A 21,172-nucleotide genomic window follows, 5' to 3' on the forward strand; every position below is an offset into this window, starting at 1 on the left:
GCGCGGCATCCGCGATCGGTTCCGAACCGGGGCTGCTCGACTCAGGACGACCCGAACCGCAGCAGGACGATCGGCGGGCGCATCCGACGCACCAGCGGCAACCGGCCCGCGCGCGGCACGACATGCCGAAAGACGAAACCGCGCCCCGGTGGCATCGGCAGGTCACGGACCTCGCTGATGCCGGGGTGCGCCGTGCGCAACTTCTCGTGCTCGCCCGAGTCCATCGCCCAGTACATGGGCGGCTTCAAGCGGCTGCCCGGAGCACGCTGTCCGGACCTGGCGCGATCCCGGACCCAACGAGGCACGGCATCGAAGACCATGCTCCCTCCGGGGAAGCGCTCCGCACAGGCCGCCAGCAACTCCCGTACCTCGGCAGGCCGCAGGTACATCAGCAACCCCTGCGCCGTGATCATCACCTCGGAGGAGCCGGCTGCTTCCTCCAGCCACCGAGGCTCCCGGACGTCGCAGACCACGGTGCGCTGCCGCTCCGCGGACGGCAGGAACTTGCCGCGCAGGGCCGTCGGCTCCGCGAGGTCGACAGTGATCCAGCGCACATGGCCGTTGTCCACCCGCCAGAACTGCGTTTCCAAACCCTCGCCGAGCGCGACCACAGTGCCGTTCGGATGCCGGTCCAGGAAATCCCGCACGGCCGCGTCATAGCAACGAGCGCGCAACGCCACAGTCTGTGCAAGCCAGGGCGAGGCCACCCCGAACCGCTCCTGCCAGGGATAGTCGATCGAGCGCACGAGCTCGACCGCGAGCGGATCCGCCAGGACGGCGTCCGGGCGCCGGGCTTCGGTGGCACGGTGATAGAGGGCCCAAAGGGCGGTCTCCGGAATCTCCGTCAGCTGTGCGGTGAAGCTATCCGTCATGCCGATTCCACCCTCGTCTGCGTCACAGCCTGTACGGCAACCATCACACACAGTACCAAGGTGGTAATCCCCCGTGACACACGATCGCCGACCCGTGCGCCGGCATCCTTGTCGTTGCCGGCGGCGGCTTCGAGACCCTTGGTGAGCACCTGGCTCATGGTGTTGAGGCCGCTCATGTCGCGGAACAGGTTCGCGGTCGTGGTGGCCTGCGCCGCGTGCAGGGCGGCCGGGTCGGGCATCGCCACCAGCGGCGTGAACTTGGCCTGCGAAACCCCCATGCCGGCCGCCGTGGTGTCGACGTTCTGTGCGCGCGACGCGGTGGAGACCGGCGCGATGTCGGCCGGTGTGATCTGGAGCGGCGAGTCCTTCCGGTTCCAGAACCGGGTGAGGTCGCCACAGGCCCCGCGCACGGCGAGGCGGGTGACGTACGACCTGGCGCCATCCGGCACGAACAGGGCCCCGAAGCGATCGCGCATCACAACGCCTTTTCGTCCGAATCGAAGACCATCCCGGCCGACGCGGGCCACGGACCGCCGCTTTCGTTATGGCGAACGGACATCGCCGAGGCGACCTCGCCGGCGGCGGCGCGGCGGGCGCCGAATCCGACCGGGAACGGAGGTCCGGGGCGCCTGGGGTGCGCCGGCGTGGAGCAGATTGCCTGTTCTTTGGAGATCGTAAAATCTGTCGTGTCTGGAGTAGACATCACGTAGTGGCGTGGCTATGGTTTCTCTCGTAGCGCAGAGAGACCGAAGGGCCCGGAGGGAACGAACTGCCGGGCAGTCGTACAGGTTTTCGTAGTACGCAGGACGGTTCGGCGGTGGAGTTCCGAAGCCACGGTTGAAGGACAGGGCGACGGGACTGACGGCCGGGCCGGGTGGCTCGCAGTATCAGGGGCCACCGCAGGCAGTGCAGTGGTCAACGCAGTGGCAGTACCGGTAAGTGCAAGTCGCAGCATCCGGCAGTGGAGGTTGAGCAGTACCTCGGTGAAGGCGTCGGCTGCGGGCGCGCGCACCGGGAGGTTCGGCAGTGGGGTTCCAAGCCAAAGCAGGACGCAGGATGGGCGACGGGGCCGGCTGTCGAACGGTGGCGCTGCGAGAGGCCACCGGAGGTTCGCATCACCGGTAGTACGCAGTAGAGCAGGTCAAGCAGTCGATATTCGAGGGAAGAACGGAGGAGCCGAGCACCATCGGGATCGCCCGGGCGCAAGTCTTGGGCCCGGGTACCGCAGGACATCGATAGTGAGGTGGTCTCCGGTCGAGCAACCGCGATCCCCGCGCCCCCGACGGCAGTTCGGTCGGGCCCGCGGAAACATGAAGCCGGCGCAGTATCACGGCCGGCAGGTGGTGTAGCAGTTCCTTCGGGGCCCTGGTGCCGTACGGCACCGGGGCCCCTCTATGCGTTCCGGGCGCTCCCCGGGATCGGACGACGGGTCCGCCGCCCCGTCGCCGACGTCGCGCGGCAGGCCCCCGGGCGGCAGGCGTACACGTCGAGCGCAGCGGCCGAAGCGGCCCTTGGCCTGCCGGGCCCGGAGGGAACGACGAGGCGCGTCGACGGGATACGGGACCGGCAGTTTCCACATCCGACGATGCCGGAAAATCTGTCGTGCATGGAGTAGACATCAGAGGAGTCGATGGCTATGTTTTCTGTCGTAACCAAGCGAATCAGTGAGGCGCGACGGAGACGAACCGGCGCGCGTTGTTGAGGGTTCGACAGCAGAGTCCCGGGGCCGTTCGTTGTTGGGCAGGGGTTCCGGAGACTGGTTGTCGGGCCGAGGAGAAACCGAAGGCGGCCCACGGGGTCGCCACGCAGGACAGGCAGTACACGTTGCACAACGCAGGACAGGAGAGGAAGGAGCGAACGCCATCCGGATCGCCCGCTCGGCACGGTGAGACTTCGGCCGAGTGGGATCCGTGGAGACGCCGATACGAAAGGTCGTCCGCGGTCACGCAATTGCGATCCCCGCACCCCCACCCGTTGGGAAGCGTGCGGAACGGATAGGCCGGCACCTCGGTGTCGGTGGATGGTGTGGATTTCTTTCGGGGCCCTGGTGCCGTACGGCACCAGGGCCCCTCGACGCGTTCCCCGAACAGCTCCCACGGATGTGAACTCCAGAGAGGCGCCGATGGCACCCGAATCCGGCTCGACCCCGACCGGCACCGACAGGCTCGACGACGACGACTACCCCGCCTACACCATGGGCCGCGCGGCCGAACTGATCGGCGCCTCGCAGGGCTTCCTGCGCGCGATCGGCGACTACGGTCTGATCACCCCGCTGCGCTCCGAGGGCGGCCACCGCCGCTACTCCCGCTATCAACTGCGCATCGCCCAACGCGCCCGCGAACTCGTCGACCAGGGCACCGCCATCGACGCCGCCTGCCGCATCGTCATCCTCGAGGACCAACTCGAGGAGGCCCTGCGCCTGAACGCCGAACTGCGCGACGCCAACGAGAACCGGCCGCACGAGAGCCCCTGACCCCCCGAGAACGCCCGGCGCGGATCGACGCCGCCACCGAAACCGCCGGGCTCGATTCCCCCCGGGGACCCACCGGAGTCCTCGTCACGAGCGGCACCCCACCCGGATCGCGGCGGAGCCCGCGACCGGGACCCCCACCGGGGCCGAGGGCCCATTCGACGACAGGAGGCAGGCGATGGAACGAGACCCGGGGGACATGGCCGCCCTGGCGAAGCGGCTGGCCGCGGCGGCGGAGCAGCTTCTCCTGGTCGTCAAGGGCATGGACGACCTCGGCTGGTCGACCGACTCGTACAGCAGATCGCACCTGCGCGACATCGCGGACTGCCTCGCCGGCACCGCCACGCGCATCACCGCCCTCCACGGCCCTTCCGGAACCCGCGACAACGCGACCGGACACGCACACTGACGAACCCGACGACACCCGCCGCGGCGCGAGGGTGTCGGCGTGGCCCCCTCTCGGACGGCCGGCGTCTCCGGGGTGGTGGATGGCGCTCGGCCGGCTGCGGGGGTCTGAGTCGGCTATGGGCGTCGGATGAGCAGGGCGGTGTCGATGACCTCGGCGACGAGGGTGGCGCCGCGGCTGTTCGGAAGGTCCGGGTAGTCGACGCTGAACTGTGCCCGGGTGAGGCTGTCGCCGAGGCATACGATGCGTGTCGTCACGGCGTTTTTGGGTCGGGTGCCCCGGTATGTTCGCCCGGGTGGGTGTCGGTTCGAGAGTGGTGCTCGGTACCGAGGCCGGCGGTGATGGTCAGGATGGACGTCGGCTCGGCCATGTCGACGACGTGCCAGGCGCCGGCCGGGTTGATGGTGGCCTCACCCGGCCGCAGCCGCACGCGCTCGCGTACCCCGTCCATGTCGCGGATGACCGTCGCCGATCCGCTCAGGCAGACGACCAGTTCGTCGCCGGCGGGGTGGCACTCCCAGTGGTCGCCGGGGCCGTCGCCGTCGAAGATCATCACCATCCGGCCTTCGGCGCCGTCCGCCGCGACCGCGGCGCCGTATGCCCGAAGCACCTCCGGCTTCCAGGCGAAGCCCTCGATGGGCTTGGCGCGCGATCCCAGCCCGAGGTGCACGGGGGTGGTCCGCAGGTCGACGGCGTCGTGTTCGTCGTTGAGGAGTCTCATGCCGACGATAGTGCCGCGCCGGCGATCGGGTGGTCTTGAACGAAAGGGAACAGCGGCCCGGGCGGTCGGCGGCTATCCGGTCGCGAGGAGGACTTCGCCGCGACGCCAGGCTGTGGGTGATCGGCCCGTGAACTCGTTCCAGTCCCGGACGAGATGGGCCTGGTCGGCGTAGCCGGACACGGTCGCCACGTCGGCCCATGGGAGCGGGGCTCGCGACGTCGCCAGTTCGTGCGCGTGCTCGAAGCGCAGGACTCGGGCGAACATCTTCGGCGACAGCCCCAGTTCGTCGCGAAACCGGTCGGTGAGGTAGCGGCGGCTCCAGCCGAGTTCCGCGGCGACCGCCCCGACCTGGACGCGGCCCCGGGTGGCGACGAGCCGGCGCCACGCCTCGGCCACCTCGGGGCGCGCCCGGTGTGCCCGGTCGCCGCCGGCGCCGCGTTCGACGGCTCGAAGGAGCAGTTCGTCCAGCGCGGTGAACCGCGTCGCCCATGTCGCCGCCGTTCGCAGCCGCTCGACCAACTCGATGCCGAGCGAGCCGAGAAGTTCGTCGAGGGGGACGAGGTGGTGGGCGAGTCCGGCGGCGGGCATGCCGTAGACGGCCCGGGCGCCGAGTGGTGTCAGCGCGATCTGTACACCCTGCTGCCGTCCGTCGTGATGGATCGCGACGGAGCGGCTGCGCAGACCGCAGGCCACGCTGTCGTATCGGATGATCGGCGACCCGTCGTCGACGCCCGTCGCCACTTCCAGGGGGTCCGACAGGCTGATCACCGTGGTGAGCACGCGTCCCGGCGGGCCGCAGTGCACTCCCTCCGGGAACCCGCGGAGGTCGAAACCGACGTACGAGTCGACGTACGGCCGCAGGGCGGCCGTCGGTCGTGCCCCGGTCCCGGCGGTCGTACGATCCTCCACATTCGTCAGTGTACGAGCGGGCGGGCCCGGCAAGATCACCACCCGAATCGCGGAATCGACCGACCGGCCGCCCCGCGGCCTTCGACCGCGGATCAGTCGGCCAAGCCGAGTACGCGCGCCGCGTTGTCCTTGAGGATGAGCGGGCGTACTTCCTCCTTGATGTCGAGCTTCCCGAAGTCGGCGAGCCGGCGTTCCGGGGTGATGACCGGGTAGTCGGAGCCGAACATGACCTTGTTGCGGAGGAGGGTGTTGGCGGCGCGGACGAGCTGGGGCGGGAAGTACTTCGGGGACCGGCCGGACGGGTCGATGTGCACGTTGGCCCTGTGGGTGGCGATGGAGATGGCTTCGTCCTGCCAGGGGACCGACGGGTGGGCCATCACGATGGTGAGGTCGGGGAAGTCCGCGGCGACATCGTCGAGGAGCATGGGGTTCGAGTACCGCGGTTTGATGCCCCGACCACCGGGGAGTCCGGCGCCGATGCCGGTCTGGCCGGTTGCGCGCCACCGATCCCGCCCGATACGAACGCCTGACGACCACCGACCACCGACGTCGAGGACGGCAACGCATGAGCCGCCCTGCCCGGTACCGGAGCAAGGTCGTCCGTCGCCCGGAAGGCAGCACTTGCCCCCCTCCCCGCCGACCTCGCCGCCCGAAACCGGGCCGCGGATGGGCGGGCGCGTGCATGTGGGTGATCGGGCCGGCCCCCCGGGCTCCGCCCGGTCAGTCCCCGCGCAGGGTCGCGCGGCCGACGCGGCGCAGCCGGGCGGCGCGGTGGCGTCGGCCGTTCTCGGCGCGGTCCAGGGACAGCGTGGCGCGCCGCCCGCGCAGGGTGAGCGTCATCAGGTGGTTGCCGAACCACGGCCCGCCCAGCTTCGTCCACTCGACCGGCAGCGGCGTCAGCCGCGCGTGGGCGGCCAGGGCGCGCCCGATGCGGGTCGCCGTACGTCCCCACCCGAACCGGAAGCCGATCCGGATCGCCGGCGGGACCGAGTTGTGCACGGGCGAGCAGGTCAACTGGTAGACCCGGGCCGCGCCACCGGCGGCGTCGCCCGCCCGCGGCCCCTCCCCCGAGCCGAGCCAGTGCGCCTCCGCCGCGTACACATGGTGCACGTCCCCCGACAACACGCACACCGTGGCCGGCGCCGGCCCGCCCGCCCGAGGCCCGTGCAGCGCGATCCGCCCGATCAGCGCGGACAGCGCATCGAACGATTCGCGAAACGCCGCCCAGTGCTCCAGGTCGCCCGCCCGCCGCAACCACTCGCTCCAGCGCGCGAGGCGGGGCCCGCGAGCGCCCGCGCACAGCGCCTCGTTCCACGACTCCAGGTCGTGGATGCCCGACGGCAGCAGCCACGGCAGCGACGTGCCGATCAGCAGGTGGTCGTACCCGCCCTCGTCCGCCTGCTCGGTGATCCAGGCCAACTCGTCCGCGCCGATCATCGCCCGTCGGTCGGTGGTCAGCACCCGGCCGGCGCGCGAGTCGATCATCAGCAGCCGGGTCCGACCGAAGTCGCGCCGGAAGCTCCACCGCGTGCTCGTCTTGCCCTCGGCCTCCGCGTCGGCGCGCAGCGCGAACTCGTGCAGCAGCGGCCCCACATCCTCGCCCGGCGCCGCCGCGCGGACCGCCGCGAGCACCTCGTTGCGCGCCAGCGCGGCCGGATCGAGGTTGCCGACGTGCTGGTAGATCCAGTACGACGCGAGCGCGCCCGCGATCCGCTCGGACCACCAGTCGGTCGCGGCCATGTCGACGCGCCACGCGTGCGAGGTGTTCCAGTCGTCGATCACGTCGTGGTCGTCGAAGATCATCGCGCTGGGCACGGTCGACAGCAGCCAACGGATCTGCGGATCGGACCACGACTCGTGATAGAGCAGCGTGTACTCCTCGAAGTCGGCGATCTGGCCGCCCGGGGGTTCGTCCAGGTCGCGCCGCCGGGCCAGCCGGTTCTGCATCGCGCGCGAGGTCTCGTCCGCGTACACCTGATCGCCGAGCAGCAGCAGCGCGTCCGGCAGCGGTTCGTCGGGCGAGCGCATCAGCCGGCGGGCGAGCGTGTCCAGCGCGTCCGGATCGAGCCGGCGCTCCTCGCCGGCCTCGGTGCTGGGCGGGCTCGACCAGCGGCAGGACCCGAACACGAGGTTCAGGTCGCGCTCCTCGTCGTCGGCCGAGGGGGTGCGCAGCACGCTCGGCGGATAATTCGAGCGCTCGTCCGGCCAGCACGTCCGCTCGTCCAGCAACACCCGGTATTCCCGCGATCGCCCCGGCGTCAGTCCCTCGACCACCACCAGCACGTAGTGGTGGCCGAACACCGTCCACGTGGCCGCACTGGCCACGCCGTCCTCGCACGCCACGGTCACCACACAGGGTGAGTCGGTCTCCACCCACACCGTGGCACTCGTGCAATCCACGTGCCGCAACACGGGCCCGAGCAACAACTCGGCCATCGTCCCCGGCCTCCCACCTCGCCGACACCCTCGATCCCCAGTGCCTGCCCGCCCCGCCCGACCGCAATACCCCCACGCCGCACCAACCCTTCGGGCCGGTACGCGCCGAGCACCGCCGCGGCCCGGGCGGGCGCCGCCCCCGGACCGCCGGGCTACCGCCAAAGTTGAGGGCCGGTTCCACCCTGCGTTCGACGATCGGGGAGGTGGCCGGGTCCGGCTTCGGCTCAGGGTCCCGGAACGGATCCGACTCGGACCTCGGGTCCCCGACCGTCCGACTCTTGCGAGAACGGGGAATTCTCATGGCGAAAAAGCGCATCGTGTGGGCGTCGGTGGCCGTTGCGGCCGGACTGCTGGTCATGGGCGGCGGGACGCCGGCTCAGGCCGCCCGTGTGATGTCGGGCGGCGTCGGGGCCTACGGGACGAGGTCGTAGGTGTACTTGGCGGTGAAGTCGAGGGTCAGGCGCGGGGTGCCGCCCGGGGCGTTCGGGCCCAGGGGGGTGACGATCGGGTCGTCGATGCGGTGGCCGAGGAGGTCGGCGGAGGCTGTCATGGGTGGGGCGTAGGAGCGGCCGTGGTGGTGCATCCAGCCTTCCCAGAGCCGGTCCACGTTGCAGTGGTGCAGGTAGAAGATCGGGTCGTTCGGGGACGAAGCCGGGCCCATGTCGCCGCCCACCCAGCGGTGTACCTGGTTGTGCAGTCCGGTTCCGATGAATCCTTCGAGCCGGTTGCGGAATCCCTTCGACCCGGCGTCCCAGGGGGCGAAGTCGTAGGTGGCGAGGTCGGGATCGCCGCCGAGCATGGGCAGCGTGTTGAAGGCGGCGCCCACGTCGAGGGCGGTCGGGAGGGTGGTCGACGAGGCGGTGCCCTGCGGGGGAAGCTTTCCCAGGCCCCGGCGCAGGCCCCGGTTCGCCTGGACGAGTCGAAGGGAGCTGTCGGTTTCCACGCGGACCCGGAAACTCTTCGGGTCGGCGGCCTTGAAGACGAACGGCCCCGTGGAGATCGGACTGCCCGGACCGCCCATCCACTTCTCCGTCCAGATCGGTTGGCTCGCCGGGCCGGGCAGGGAGCCGTCGATGGACCAGTCCCAGTACGGGAGGGCGAAGCCGGGGTCGTTCAGGACCCGCTGCAGGTTGGCCTCCAGGTAGGCCAGCATGACGCGGTGCCACGGCAGGAACACCGGCCCGCGATGGGCGCCGTTGCGGACCATCCAGTCCCCGGTCGGCGGCACGGGGGTGGTCATGGCCCGGTGGTGCCAGATCACGAAGAGGTCGTATGTACGGACCGGCGCGGCGGGGCCGGGGATCCCGAACGCGGTCGTCTGCAGCGTCGTGTTCTCCTGTTTGAGGAGGTTGACGCCGCGGATGTACGCGTCGCGGGCGGACAGATCGGTGATGACGTTTCTGCGTACGATCGCCATCTCAGCCACCTCTGGGGTGATCCGGCCCGTGGCCGTGCTCGTGGTGGTGGTGCTCATGGTCCTGCCCCTCGTGCCCCTCGGGCCCCTCGGGCGCGCCTCCGCCGCCGGGCGGGAATTCGTCCGGGAAGTACTGGATGAGGGCCTTCACCGTGTCGACGGCGGACAGGAATTGGTACGCCGGCAGCGCGTGGCAGTGCACCTCCCCGTTGTTCGACACCATCAGGTGGGCGGTGACCGGCCGGTCGTCCACGGTGATCTCGTAACTGGTCCTGACCACGATCCAGTGGCCCTCGAATTCGTCCTCGCGAACGCTCTCCATCGAGCCCGGCATCAAGTCCGGCACGGGCAGATCCGCGATGTACTGTGCGAGGACGGCCGGTTCGGCGGTTGCTTCGATGTCCTGATGAGTCATCAGATCTTCTCCCAAAGCACACAAAACGCGCTGTCGCCTCATGTCCAGGAGACGCTCATCCGCCACTCGCTGCAACTCCTGCCGGCCGGGGCGGGCCGGCGCCGTCGCCCGCCGCGGGCCGCGGGCCGCGGCCGGGGTGTCCCGGCGGCTGGACACGGGCCCGGTGCGGCGGGGGGGTTCGAGCCGGCGATTCCGGGTGTCCGACGCGGTGTCGGCCGGTCGTTTCGTCATCGGGTGTCGTCTTGGCACGGGAAAGCCCCATGCGGCTCGGGGGTGATCTACGCTGCCGCCGACGGGTGCTCGGGAGCGGCACTGGGTGCGGCCGACGGGCAAGTGTGGACGACATTCGGGGGTACGGCGTGGTGGCGTGGAAGAGGGCGCGGGGCGGCGTGGTCGGGTTGGCGGTGATGGCGATGGTGGCCACCGTGTTCACCGGATCCGCGCGGGCTTCGGCGGACGAGGCGGACCGATCCGGGGGTCGGCATCAGGAGACGCGGCGGGCGATCGAGGCCGCCGTACGGGCCGGGGTTCCCGGGGTCACCGCCCAGGCGCGCGACGGCCGAGGAGTCTGGCGGGCGGCATCGGGAGTGGGCGACCTGAGGACGGGTGCGCCGCGCGGCCGGGACGATCGGTTCCGGGTCGGCAACGTCACCGACACGTTCGTGGCGACCGTGCTGCTCCAGCTGGAGGCGGAGGGGCGGCTGGGCCTCGACGACACCGTCGAGCGCCATCTGCCCGGCGTCGTCCGGGGCAACGGCAACGACGGACGGGCAATCACCGTACGGCAGTTGCTCAACCACACCAGCGGGCTGTTCGATTACGCCCTCGACCCGGAGTACGGAGCCACCTATCTCGCGGGCGACGGCTTCCTGCGGCACCGGTACGACACGCTGACCCCCGAGATGCGCGTACGCGTGGCGCTCTCCCACCAGGCGCCGTTCGGGCCCGGTGTCCGGCACTCGTTCTCCAACACCAACGACGTCCTGGCCGCGCTGATCGTGGAGCGCGTCGCCGGCAGGCGGTACGAGGACGAGGTGCACGATCGCATCATCGAACCCCTCGGGCTCGGGGCGACGTCCAACCCGGGCAACCGGGTCCGCCTGCCCCGGCCGAGCAGCCGCGGCTACGCCAAGCTCTTCGCGGCGCAGCCGGATCGCATCGACGACGTCACCGAGACGAACGGATCCCAGACCTGGGGCAACGGCGACATGATCTCCGACGCGGACGATCTGAACCGGTTCTACGCGGCCCTGATCCGCGGAAGGTTGTTGCCGCCACGGCAGTTGGCGGAGCTGAAGACGACCGTCGACAACCCCGATTTTCCGGGCGCGTCCTACGGCCTCGGCATCGAGCGGTTCACGCTGGGCTGCGGCGTCACGCTGTGGTACCACGACGGCGGCGCGCCGGGGTCGATCACCATGGTCGCGCTGACCGAGGACGGCCGGCATCAGCTCGCGTTCAACTACAACGGCAGTTGGGCGGCGGAGACCATCCTGCCCATCGTGAACGGCGAGTTCTGCCCGACGCCCGCGGACACGCCGTCGGACACGCCTTCCGGCACACGCTGAGGCGAGCATCGGGACGGGTGGCGCGACGCGGCGGCGCCCGTCCCGCGCCGCTCCCGCCCGTACCTCCGATGGCGCGGTGATGGCGCCAACCGTGGCGACAGGTCGACCGGATCGCGCCGGGCGCGGCGGTCCGGGCGGTGCCGTCGGCCGTGCCGACCACCGCGCCTCCACCTGGGCAAAGGGCTCGCGCCCCGGTATCGGGCCAGGTAGGCGCCGTGCGGCGCAATCGCTGTGCCATGATGGGGCCCATGGAACTACGGGAGTATGTCGAGGCGCTGCGCGACGAGCTGGTCGCAGCCTCCGCGGCCGGAGATGCCGAGACCCGCGCGGTGGCCGAGCGGCTCGTCGCCCCGCTGGAGTCGGCCGTCCGGCTCACGTTGCTCAAGGTTCTGTCGGCGGCGGCCGACGAGATCACCCGGGACCTGGCACCCGGCTCGGTGGACCTGCGCCTGCGCGGGATGGATCCCAGCTTCGTGGTGACCCCGCCCTCGGGCGATGACGGCCCCGCCCGAGACGCCCCGGAGGAGACCGACGACCCGGTGAGCGACTGGTCGACCGGCGAGTTCGGTGGCACCAGGGGTGGCGCCACGGCCCGGATCAACTTCCGGCCGCCGCAGGAGATGAAGGACGAGATCGAGAAGGCGGCGAGCCGACAGGGCGTCTCGGTCAACACGTGGATGGTCCGCGCCTCCGCCGCGGCGCTGTCCAACAGCAAGCGGTCCCATCGCGGCAAGCAGCAGTTCAACGGCTGGGTGCAGTAGCCGCCCCGTGCGCGGCGGGCCGCCCGGTGCGGTGGCCGGCCGTACGGTCGCCGGCCGGTCGCGCCGGGCCACGCCGGCCGTCGTGCCCGGGCACGACGGCCCGAGCCCGGCCGTACGGTGCGCCCGTCAGGCCCGGTGGATCGTGATGTCCCCGTAGGAGGTGTGCGCCCGCACCTCGATCCCCTCCCCGAGCGACTTGGCGACCTCCTCCAGGGTGTTGTTCACGCGTCCGTATCCGGTGTTCAGGTCCAGCTTCGCCGGGCTGTCCCCACCGATGCCGATCTCCAGGTCGCCGGACCCGGTCTTGAGCACGAGCGAGCCGCGGGTGACCTCCGTGACCCGGATGTTGCCGTTGGCGGTCTTGGCCTCGGTCGTGCCCCCCGAGGCGTGGCCGATGGTGATGTCACCGTTGGAGGTGCGCGCGCGCACGTCGCCGGTCACCCGGCCGATCTCGATGTCGCCGTTGGAGTTCTTGGCGTCGATCGCGCCGTCGACCTCCGTCAGTCGGATCCGCCCGGTGGCGGTGGCGACCTCGGCGTCACCGTCGACCCGGCCCACGCCGATGTGACCCGCCGTGCGCAGGTTCAACCGGCCGACGTGCTCGAGGCGAATGTCCGCGGTGGACGTCTTGTATGTGCAATCCCCGAGGCGTCCGGAGCCGCGCAGGTCCGCCATCGCCGCCTCGCCACGCACACGCGAGCCCGTGGGCAGCACGATCGACACGTCCACCGAGCGGGACTTCCGAGAGAAGTCCACCACCACGGGCACCCCGTGCTTGGGCCCCTTGATCAGCAGTACGCCGTTGCTGTATTCGACGCGGATCTGGTCGGCCGCCTTGACGTCCGAGGCGTCCTTCTCGTCGGTCGGCCGTACCTCGACGACGGTGTCGGTGCGATCCTCGGCGGTGATCTCCACGTCACCGACACCGAGTTCGAACTCGACGGAGATCGGCTTGGGGGTCTCGAAAACAGGCATGGTTTTCCTTCCTCGTCATTTCCGGCGGGTGTCGCGGGTGTCCCCCGTGGTGGGACGGCCAGGGTGTCGGCCCGGTCGGCTCAGCGCGCCCAGGCGGTGTAGCGCTGCCGGGCCCGTTTGCCGCGCCGGTTCGCGGCGCCGGGTATGTGCTCGTGCCGCACCGCGGCGGAGAGGACCTGCTCCAACCAGTCCTGCACCGAATGCCCTTCGCGGCCGGCGGCCTGCTCGACGGACTCCTTCAGGTGCCGGGAAACGCGCACGTCGACGCGTGCCGTGGCACCGTCCGCACCGGCCTCGGGCGCACTCTCCGGCGCACGTGGCAGCACGGCGAAGTACGGTTCGCCCTCGCGGAGCCGAAGCTCGACCGCGCCCGGGGCGAAGTCGCGATTGATCTCGTCCGCGGCGGCGGCCAGTGCGTCGAACAACATGCGTCGGATCACGGGCTCGAGCAGTCGTGCCTCCGGCACGACCGCGTCCCCACTGTCGGTCCGGGCGAGCGCGGCAAACTCGCGCCCGAACCTGTCTACGAACGGGCTCACATCCATGACGTCATCATGGCGCAACTATTGCGCCAACACAAGTCGCTGTGACCCGGATGGCGCCATCGGCGCCACGCCGGCTGGGCCCGGACGGGTATCCGGGCAGGTCACGGGGCCTGGGCGACACCCGTACGTCATCGCGAGCCGAACGCCTCGCCCGGGTCACGGTATCCGGATCGACACCTCGCCGAGTCGGTCGTAGTGCCCGGATGGCGCCCACCCGGTCACGAGCCGGCCCCCACGCCGCGCTTGACCCGATCCAATACATCCCGCAGATCCGCCAGCAGCATGTCCTCCTCGGCCCTGAGGTAGAAGTGCCCGCCGGGAAAGACCCGGATCCGAAATCCGGCGTTCGTCGTATCCGCCCAGCGGCGCATCAGTTCCGGGCTCACCTCGGAATCGTGGTCGCCCGTGTAGCCGTACACCGGACAGTCGAGCGGAGGCCGGTCGCCGGCGGGATAGTCGTCCACCATCCGGTAGTCCGCGCGGACGGCGGGGAGCAGGATCTCCCGCAGGTCGGGATCCGCGAACACCGGGGCACGGCTCTCGTCGAAGCGCACCACGTCCGCGATGATCTCCTCGTCCGTGCCGAAGTGGCGCCGCAGGCCTTCCAGCGCGTGCGACGGACGTCTGCCCGACACGCACAACGCGGCCGGCGGGCACCCGCGCTTGTGCAGGCGCAGTGCCACTTCGTGCGCCACCGAGGCCCCCATGCTGTGGCCGAACAACACCAGCCGATACCGCGTCAATCCGACGAGGGCATCGACGATGTCGTCGGCGAGGGCCTCCAACCCGGACGGGAACGGATCGCCGATCCGGTCCTCGCGGCCCGGATACCGGATGGCGAGCAGGCCGACATCCGAAGGCAGCCCCCGTGCCCAGGTGCGGTACGCGTTGGACCAGCCGCCGGCGTGGGGGAAGCAGACGAGCTTGGTTCCGCACCCGTCGTCGTCACGAAAGCGGCGGAGCCACCGCTCTTCCACCGGACTCGTCATTGTCGGGATTCCTCTCAGAGGGCCTTGCCATCCTTCGTCCGCCTGCGCAGAGCCGGCCGGCTCGACCGGGTGAGGTCTCCCCACATGTCCGACAGGCCGATGATGGTGCGCGCCGCGAACAGTGTGCGGATGGACACCTCGAGGTTCAGCTCCGCCCGGATCAGGCCGACCAGCCGGATCGCCCGCAGCGAGTTCCCACCGAGGTCGAAGAAGTCCTGGTCGATACCCACGCGGTCCAGTTCGAGCACGTCGGCGAACAGCGCGGCCAGGACCCGCTCGGTCCGGTTGCGCGGGCCCCGGTGGGAGCCGCCGTCGAACTCGGGCTTCGGCAGGGACGCCCGGTCCACCCGACCGCCCGCGGTCAGCGGCAGGCGTTCGAGGAGCACGAAGGCCGACGGCACCACGGACTCCGCCAGCCGCTCGGCGGCGAACCGGCGCAGTTCCTCGCCCGACGGGCCCGAAGAGCCGGCCTCCGAGGTGTCCGAGGAGCCCGAAGTGCCGGAGAGCACTGCGGAGTTCGTGGCACCCTCTCCTGCACCGCCGACCGGGACCACATAGGCCACCAGACGCGGCTGCCCCGACTCGTCCGCCCGGCCGACCACCACCGCCTGTGCCACGCCGGGGTGTTCGGACAGCACCTCCTCGGCCTCGGCCGGCTCGACCCGGACATCGCGCACGTCGAACCGGGCATCGGCCGCGCCGACGTACTCCAGCCCGCCGTCGCTTCCCCACCGCACCAGGTCCCCGGTCCGGTACATCCGACCGCCGGCCGGGTCGAACGGGCAGGGCACGAAGCGCTCCGCGGTCTGCCCGGGACGCCCGGGACGGCCGCGCGTCACACCGGGGCCGGCCACGTACAGCTCACCGGTCACCCCGACGGGGACCGGCGCCAGGCCGGGGCCCAGGACGTACACGGCGGTGTTGTCCATCGGGCCGCCGATCGAGCCCGCGTGGTGTGCCGCCCCGTCGTCGACCGAGCGGTCGCACGCGGCGAGTACGGTCGCCTCCGTCGGACCGTGGCCATGCACGATCGTCAGATCGGGGCAGGCCTCGCGTACCCGGCGCAGCGCGGCCGAGGACACCCGGTCGCCGCCGGTCCACACCTCGCGCAACCCGGCCAGGCGTTCGGGGTGTTGCGCCGCGATCGCCGAGAAGAGGCCGGCGGACAACCACGCCGCCGTGATCGACGTCGACGCGGCTAGCGCGTCCACCGCCGACTCCGCCGGCCCGGCCACCAGCACGCGGCCGCCGTTCAACAGCGGCACCCACAGTTCCAGGGCGAGCGCGTCGGCGGTGATCGGCGAGTGCCACAGCACGGTGCCTCGGCCGCCCTCGTGCCACCGGCGGTCCAGGACCAGGCGCTCCATGTTTCGGTGCGTCACCGCGACACCGGCGGCCTTGCCGTCCGGTCCGGAACCGTACATCACGGCCAACAGGTTGTCCGGTTGCGACGGGACGGGCGTCTTCGGCGCGTCGTCGCCGGTGTCGACGGCGGTCTCCGGGCGCACGTCGTCGAACAGGATCACCGCGACGTCCCGGGCGACGGCTGCCCCCTCGGCGGTCGCCGCGTCGGTGAGCAGCACCCGCACCGAGGAGTCGCGCACCACCGGCACGATGCGCTCCGCCCGGGACGTGGGGTCGATCGGGAGGTACGCTCCGCCCGCCTTCACCACCCCGAGCAGCGCGACGGCCAGGTCCACCGACCGGGGCAGCGCCACCGCCACGACCGTCTCCGGACCGACGCCCCGCCCGCGCAGCGTCTCGGCCAGGCGGCCGGATCGTGCGTGCAACTCGCGGTACGTGAGCGCCGATTCGCCGAACTGCACCGCGACGTCGTCGGGGGCCTGCGCCACCCGGCGGGCGAACAGTTCCGGGACCGTGGACCCCGGCAGGGGCACGGTCGTGTCGTTCGGCGCGGTCAGCACCCGGTCGCGTGTGTCGCCGCCGAGCACGTCCAGCGCGCCGACGCGCAGCTGTGGATCGGCCGTCACCGCATGGATGTATTCGATCAACTCGGCGCCGATGAAGCGCAGTTCGGCGCCGGTGTACAGGCCGGCGGGGGCGTCGAGGCGCACGAACAGGTCGCTGTCGGCGCTGCCGTCGGTGTAGACGCCGATGGACAGCTCGTCGAAGACCCCGTTCGTTCCGCCGAGGTAGCGCGCCGAGTGGTCGGCGAAGTGCAGTTGCTCCGCGAATTCGACGATGTTCAAGACCGCGCCGAAACTGCCGCGTCCGCTCAGGACGGTGCCGCTCGCACGCTGGATCTCCGAGTAGTGGCAGGCGGTTTGCCCGAAGATCTCGTAGGTCTCGTCCACGACCGCGTCGGCGATGTCGGCGAAAGTCGCGCCCAGCGGCACCTTCACCCGCATCGGCACCACGTTCACCGCCAGGCCGGGTGTGCGGCTCGCGTCGCCGGTCCGATTGGCCACGGCCAGCGAGAGCAGGAACTCCGGTCGGTCGCACCGGTGTCGGAAGTACACCGCCGAGGCCGCGGTCAGCAGCGACGACATCCACACGCCCATGGACTCGGCGGCGGCGATCCACCCGTCGGCCTCGGCGCGCGGCACGGTCAGCGTTCGACTGACCATGCCGATGGAGTCGGCCAACTGCGCCCAGCGGTCCACCCGGCTCATCGGCTCGGCGAGCGCGGCCCGCGCCGCGTCGGACAGCGGCACGCGCGGCACCTGCGCGGGCGCCGGCGCCTCGGCGAGGTAGTCGCGCCAGAACCCGGTGTCCTCGGCGAACTTCGGGGACTCCTGGTATCGCGCGGCGTCGGCGGCGAACGACTCGACATCCCACGGGTGTTCCGGCTCCGGTACGGCCGTGCCCCGGGCCAGCGCGGTGTACACCTCGGCGAGGCGCCGCGAGAGCAGGCCGCCCGCGCCGTACCCGTCCGAGACGAGGTGGTGGTAGGCGATCACCACGAGGGAGCGGGCGGGCCCGAGCCGGACCACGCCGAGCCGGAGCAGCAGATCGCGCTCCAGGTCGAACGGCTGCTTCATCATGTCGGCCAGCGCCTCGCGCGCGGCCTGCTCGGGATCCGGCTCGGCGCCGACGTCCAGGAAGAACGGCTGCCAGTCGGTCGATTCCCGGGGCACCAGGAGCAGATTGCCCTCGCCGTCGTCGACGAAATCGATCCGCAGCACTTCCGCTTCCGCCAGCACGTGCCGGAATGCGGATTCCATGACCGCCGTATCGATTTCACCGTCCACGTCCCACATGCTCAGCGCATGGTTGAGCATGTCCGGAGACATTTTCTGGGCCAGCCACAATCCTTTATGCGCCGACGACGCACCGAACGAACGCACAGGGATCATCCCCTCGGCAAACAGGCCAGGAACCTGAATGAATTCGCAGATCACCTCCACCTTCACGGAGGTGTGATCGGCCGGTCAAGACAACGGGTGCCGGAACGGGCCGGGCCGCGTCGAATCCGCGGTGTCCCGCCGGCGGGACACCCCCGGCGGGCGAGATCCCGTCCGTGACAGCAGGAGTACGCCGGACCCGCGCCCGCTTCGCGGCGTGGCGTCGCCACGCCGCGCGTACCCTTTCACGGTGGCGACGCTACGCCGCGCGCCCGCCCATCGACGACAGGATGTGCGCCGCGACCTGTCGCGGCGACGGGTGCCGCAGCGCCAGGTTGGCCCTGAGTTTGAGGCCGGTCGTCGCGGCGAGGCGTTTGCTCAGTTCCACCGAGAGCAGCGAGTCGAAGCCGAGCTCCCTGAACTCCCGGTCCGGGTCGACCGTCGTACCCGAGGCGTGCCCGAGCACCACGGCGACCCTGGTCAGGACGTGGTCCAGGACGAATGCCGCCGCTTCGTCGGCGGACAGAGTGGGCAGCACGTCCGCGAGCGCGACGGCCTGCTCCTCGTCCGAGGGGGCCTCGGTCGCGGGCAGCTCCGCCGTCGGCGCGGTGTGCGCGGAGTTGAGCCAGTAGCGCTGCCGCTGGAAGGCGTACGTGGGCAGGTCGACCCGGCGGCGCGCGCCGAACAGGGCGTCCCAGTCCACCGTGCCGCCGCGGGTGTGGAGGTGGGCCAGCGAGCCGAGCACAGCCTCCGCCTCGCCCCGGTCTCGGCGGGACGAGGACAGGACCACCGCGTCGTCCACGTCCTCGACGATCTCCTGGACGGGGACGGTCAATACGGGGTGCGGGCTCATCTCGATGAAGGTCCGGAATCCGTCGTCGACCGATCGCCGGATCGAGGATTCGAAGCGAACCTTCTCCCGAAGATTGGTGTACCAGTATTCGCCGTTCAGTTTCGCGGTGTCGATCGTCTCGCCGTACAGCGTCGAGTAGAAGGGCAGTGTCGAGGTTATCGGCTCCAGATCGGCGAGGGGTGCGATCACCTGTTCGCGGACTCGGGTCACCTGGTGGGAATGCGAGGCGTAGTCGACCGATATCCGCCGCGCCTGGGCGCCTTCCGCCTTCATCTTCTCGACGAATTCGTCGAGCGCGTCCGGTTCCCCGGAAACCACCACCGAGCGGGGTCCGTTGACTACGGCGATGCTCACCCGGTCCTGCCACGGGGTCAGCCGGGCCGCGACGAGATCCGCGGATTCCGCCACCGAGGCCATCCCGCCGTGACCGATCAGGTCCACCAGGGCCTTGCTGCGCAGTGCCACCACCTTGGCGGCGTCGCGCAACGACAGCGCGCCGCACACGTGGGCGGCGGCGATCTCACCCTGACTGTGCCCGACCACCGCGGCCGGCTCCACGCCCCAGGACCGCCACAGCGCCGCCATGGACACCATCACCGAGAACAGCGTCGGCTGGACCACGTCCACCCGGTCCAGCGTCGGCGCCCCGGGCGCGCCGCGCACCACGTCGAGCAGCGACCAGTCGGTCCACTCGGCCAGCGCCGCCCCACACTCGTCGAGGGTGCGCGCGAACACCGGGAAGGCGTCGTAGAGTTGCCGACCCATGCCGACCCACTGGGATCCCTGCCCGGGGAACATGAAGACGACCCCGCCGAGGTTCCCGGCGACACCGCGCACCACCTCGGCCGACTCGGTACCGTCGCGCAACGCCGCGAGCGCGGCGAGCAGTTCGTCCCGGTCGTGGCCCAGGACGACCGCACGATGGTCGAACCGCGACCGGCTCGACACCAGCGACCAGCCGAGATCGGCGACGTCCGCGTCCGGGTCGGCGGCGACGAACTCGTGCAGTCGGCCCGCCTGTCGCTCCACGGCCGCGGCGCTCTTGCCCGACAACACCCACGGCACCAACCCGCCGACGACGCCCGCGGCCGGGCCGGGCCGCTCGTCCTCCGGCTCCGGTACCTCCTCCAGGATCACGTGCGCGTTGGTCCCGCTGACGCCGAACGACGACACCGCGGCCCGCCGGGGGCCGCCCGCCCGGGGCCATTCGCGCCCCTCCGCCAGCAGTTCGATCGCGCCGGAGGACCAGTCGACGTGCCGTGAGGGGGTGTCCACGTGCAGCGTCCTGGGCAGGTAGCCGTGCCGCAGGGCCATCACCATCTTGATCACCCCGGCCACCCCGGCGGCGGCCTGCGCGTGCCCGATGTTGGACTTCATCGAGCCGAGGCGCAGCGGCCGGCCCTCGGCCCGGTCCCGCCCGTACGTCGCGAACAGCGCGCCCGCCTCGATCGGGTCCCCCAGCACGGTGCCCGTGCCGTGTGCCTCGACCGCGTCCACGTCGGCGGCCTCCACCCCGGCGTTGGCCAGCGCCTGCCGGATCACCCGCTCCTGGGCGCGGCCGTTGGGCGCGGTCAGCCCGTTGCTGGCCCCGTCCTGGTTGACCGCGGAGCCGCGCACGACGGCGAGCACCGGGTGGCCGTTGCGGCGGGCGTCGGACAACCGCTCCAGGAGCAGGACACCCGCGCCCTCCGCCCAGCCGGTCCCGTCGGCGGTGTCCGCGAACGACTTGCACCGGCCGTCTGCCGACAGGCCGCGCTGCCGGGAGAACTCCACGAAGATCGCGGGCGTGGCCATCACCGACACCCCGCCCGCCAGCGCCAGCGAGCACTCCCCCGAGCGCAACGACTGGATGGCCAGGTGCAGGGCCACCAGCGACGACGAGCACGCCGTGTCCACGGACACCGCCGCCCCGGTCAGCCCCAGTTCGTACGCCACCCGGCCGGACGCCACGCTCAGCGCGCTTCCGTGCAGCAGGTAGCCCTCCAGCTCGCCCGCGCTGCCCTCCAGGAAGCGCAGTCCGTACTCGGACGAGGCCACCCCGGTGAATACGCCGATGTCGCTGCCGCGCACGTCGGCGGGCACGATGCCGGCCCGCTCCAGGACCTCCCACGAGGTCTGTAGCAGCAGGCGCTGCTGCGGGTCGATCGCCAACGCCTCGCGCGGGCTGATCCCGAAGAACTCCGGATCGAAGTCGGCGGCGTCGGCGAGGAATCCGCCGTGCCGTACGTAGGAGCTGCCGAGCGTGTCGGGGTCCTCGTCGTACAGGTCCCGCCAGCCCCGGTCCGCCGGGAACTCGTCGATCGCGTCGACCCCGTCGCGGACCATGTCCCACAGCTGCTCGGGCGAGGACACCCCTCCGGGGTAGCGGCAGGCCATCGCCACCACGGCGATCGGTTCGACCCTGGCGGCCTTGAGCGCGTCGTTTTCCTGGCGCAGCCGGTCGCGCTCCTCCAGGAGGGTGCGGAGCGCCTGGGCGACCCGGTCCCCGCCGGCCGCCGGCCGTTCCGCGGCGTTGTTCGCGGAGGTGTTCATG

Annotated in this window: 16 protein-coding genes and 2 pseudogenes; 4 read left to right on the forward strand and 14 right to left on the reverse strand. The window is 71.3% G+C overall.

Going from position 1 to position 21,172, the window contains the following annotated elements; all coding sequences use genetic code 11:
* Nucleotides 1-41: 41 nt before the first annotated feature.
* Together ACWGR4_RS22645 and ACWGR4_RS22650 are read right to left on the reverse strand one after the other, a co-directional pair.
* Nucleotides 42-872 (reverse strand): class I SAM-dependent methyltransferase, encoded by an 831-nt coding sequence (locus tag ACWGR4_RS22645; protein WP_379997716.1) that lies wholly within the window; start codon nt 870-872, stop codon nt 42-44.
* The gene (locus ACWGR4_RS22650; RefSeq protein ID WP_452128458.1) at nt 869-1,348 is read right to left on the reverse strand and encodes a hypothetical protein; all 480 of its coding nucleotides are present in this window, start codon (nt 1,346-1,348) and stop codon (nt 869-871) included. The genes ACWGR4_RS22645 and ACWGR4_RS22650 overlap by 4 nt, the downstream gene beginning before the upstream one ends.
* 1,646 nt (nt 1,349-2,994) lie before the next feature.
* Between ACWGR4_RS22650 and ACWGR4_RS22655 the strand changes: the two genes are divergently transcribed.
* Both ACWGR4_RS22655 and ACWGR4_RS22660 read left to right on the forward strand, forming a co-directional pair.
* Complete coding sequence (locus ACWGR4_RS22655; RefSeq protein WP_452128459.1) at nt 2,995-3,345, forward strand: MerR family transcriptional regulator; 351 nt, start codon at nt 2,995-2,997, stop codon at nt 3,343-3,345.
* A gap of 175 nt (nt 3,346-3,520) precedes the next feature.
* Nucleotides 3,521-3,751: a hypothetical protein gene (locus ACWGR4_RS22660; RefSeq protein WP_379997720.1), complete on the forward strand. Its 231-nt coding sequence runs from the start codon at nt 3,521-3,523 to the stop codon at nt 3,749-3,751.
* 170 nt (nt 3,752-3,921) lie between these two features.
* On the opposite strand, the pseudogene ACWGR4_RS22665 reads toward ACWGR4_RS22660, so the two are convergent.
* From ACWGR4_RS22665 to ACWGR4_RS22695, 7 genes and pseudogenes are all read right to left on the reverse strand, one after another.
* Nucleotides 3,922-4,005, reverse strand: a pseudogene (locus tag ACWGR4_RS22665) (SGNH/GDSL hydrolase family protein); the annotation flags it as partial.
* Entirely contained in the window at nt 4,002-4,469 is a 468-nt protein-coding gene (locus tag ACWGR4_RS22670; RefSeq protein WP_452128460.1) for a cupin domain-containing protein, read from the reverse strand. The pseudogene ACWGR4_RS22665 and the gene ACWGR4_RS22670, both read right to left, overlap by 4 nt.
* Before the next feature lie 72 nt (nt 4,470-4,541).
* Complete coding sequence (locus ACWGR4_RS22675) at nt 4,542-5,378, reverse strand: helix-turn-helix domain-containing protein (protein WP_452128461.1); 837 nt, start codon at nt 5,376-5,378, stop codon at nt 4,542-4,544.
* 92 nt (nt 5,379-5,470) lie between these two features.
* Nucleotides 5,471-5,872 (reverse strand): annotated as a pseudogene (locus ACWGR4_RS22680) (amidohydrolase family protein); the annotation flags it as partial.
* 226 nt (nt 5,873-6,098) lie between these two features.
* Nucleotides 6,099-7,814 (reverse strand): alkaline phosphatase D family protein, encoded by a 1,716-nt coding sequence (locus ACWGR4_RS22685; RefSeq protein WP_452128462.1) that lies wholly within the window; start codon nt 7,812-7,814, stop codon nt 6,099-6,101.
* A gap of 412 nt (nt 7,815-8,226) precedes the next feature.
* Nucleotides 8,227-9,288 (reverse strand): tyrosinase family protein, encoded by a 1,062-nt coding sequence (locus tag ACWGR4_RS22690; RefSeq protein WP_379997730.1) that lies wholly within the window; start codon nt 9,286-9,288, stop codon nt 8,227-8,229.
* On the reverse strand, nt 9,233-9,643 hold the full coding sequence (locus ACWGR4_RS22695) for a hypothetical protein (protein ID WP_452128463.1): 411 nt from the start codon (nt 9,641-9,643) through the stop codon (nt 9,233-9,235). Before ACWGR4_RS22695 ends, ACWGR4_RS22690 begins: the two co-directional genes overlap by 56 nt.
* Nucleotides 9,644-10,005: 362 nt before the next feature.
* On the opposite strand from ACWGR4_RS22695, the gene ACWGR4_RS22700 reads away from it, so the two are divergent.
* Both ACWGR4_RS22700 and ACWGR4_RS22705 read left to right on the forward strand, forming a co-directional pair.
* Entirely contained in the window at nt 10,006-11,211 is a 1,206-nt protein-coding gene (locus ACWGR4_RS22700; RefSeq protein WP_379997734.1) for a serine hydrolase domain-containing protein, read from the forward strand.
* Nucleotides 11,212-11,459: 248 nt separating this feature from the next.
* Nucleotides 11,460-11,972, forward strand: coding sequence for a hypothetical protein (locus ACWGR4_RS22705; RefSeq protein ID WP_379997736.1), 513 nt, complete (start codon nt 11,460-11,462; stop codon nt 11,970-11,972).
* A gap of 126 nt (nt 11,973-12,098) precedes the next feature.
* Here the strand turns inward: ACWGR4_RS22705 and ACWGR4_RS22710 are convergent, their stop codons facing one another.
* The 5 genes from ACWGR4_RS22710 to ACWGR4_RS22730 form a co-directional block, all read right to left on the reverse strand.
* A complete protein-coding gene (locus ACWGR4_RS22710) occupies nt 12,099-12,947 on the reverse strand; it encodes a DUF4097 family beta strand repeat-containing protein (RefSeq protein WP_452128464.1) in 849 nt (282 codons plus the stop codon).
* A gap of 80 nt (nt 12,948-13,027) precedes the next feature.
* Entirely contained in the window at nt 13,028-13,492 is a 465-nt protein-coding gene (locus tag ACWGR4_RS22715) for a hypothetical protein (protein WP_452128465.1), read from the reverse strand.
* Between the two features lie 218 nt (nt 13,493-13,710).
* Nucleotides 13,711-14,481, reverse strand: coding sequence for a thioesterase II family protein (locus ACWGR4_RS22720; RefSeq protein ID WP_379997742.1), 771 nt, complete (start codon nt 14,479-14,481; stop codon nt 13,711-13,713).
* Between the two features lie 14 nt (nt 14,482-14,495).
* A complete protein-coding gene (locus ACWGR4_RS22725) occupies nt 14,496-17,798 on the reverse strand; it encodes a non-ribosomal peptide synthetase (RefSeq protein WP_452128466.1) in 3,303 nt (1,100 codons plus the stop codon).
* Between the two features lie 247 nt (nt 17,799-18,045).
* Nucleotides 18,046-21,171: a type I polyketide synthase gene (locus ACWGR4_RS22730; protein ID WP_452128467.1), complete on the reverse strand. Its 3,126-nt coding sequence runs from the start codon at nt 21,169-21,171 to the stop codon at nt 18,046-18,048.
* Nucleotide 21,172: the final 1 nt, after the last annotated feature.

The sequence above is a fragment of the Embleya sp. NPDC055664 genome, from assembly GCF_053618075.1.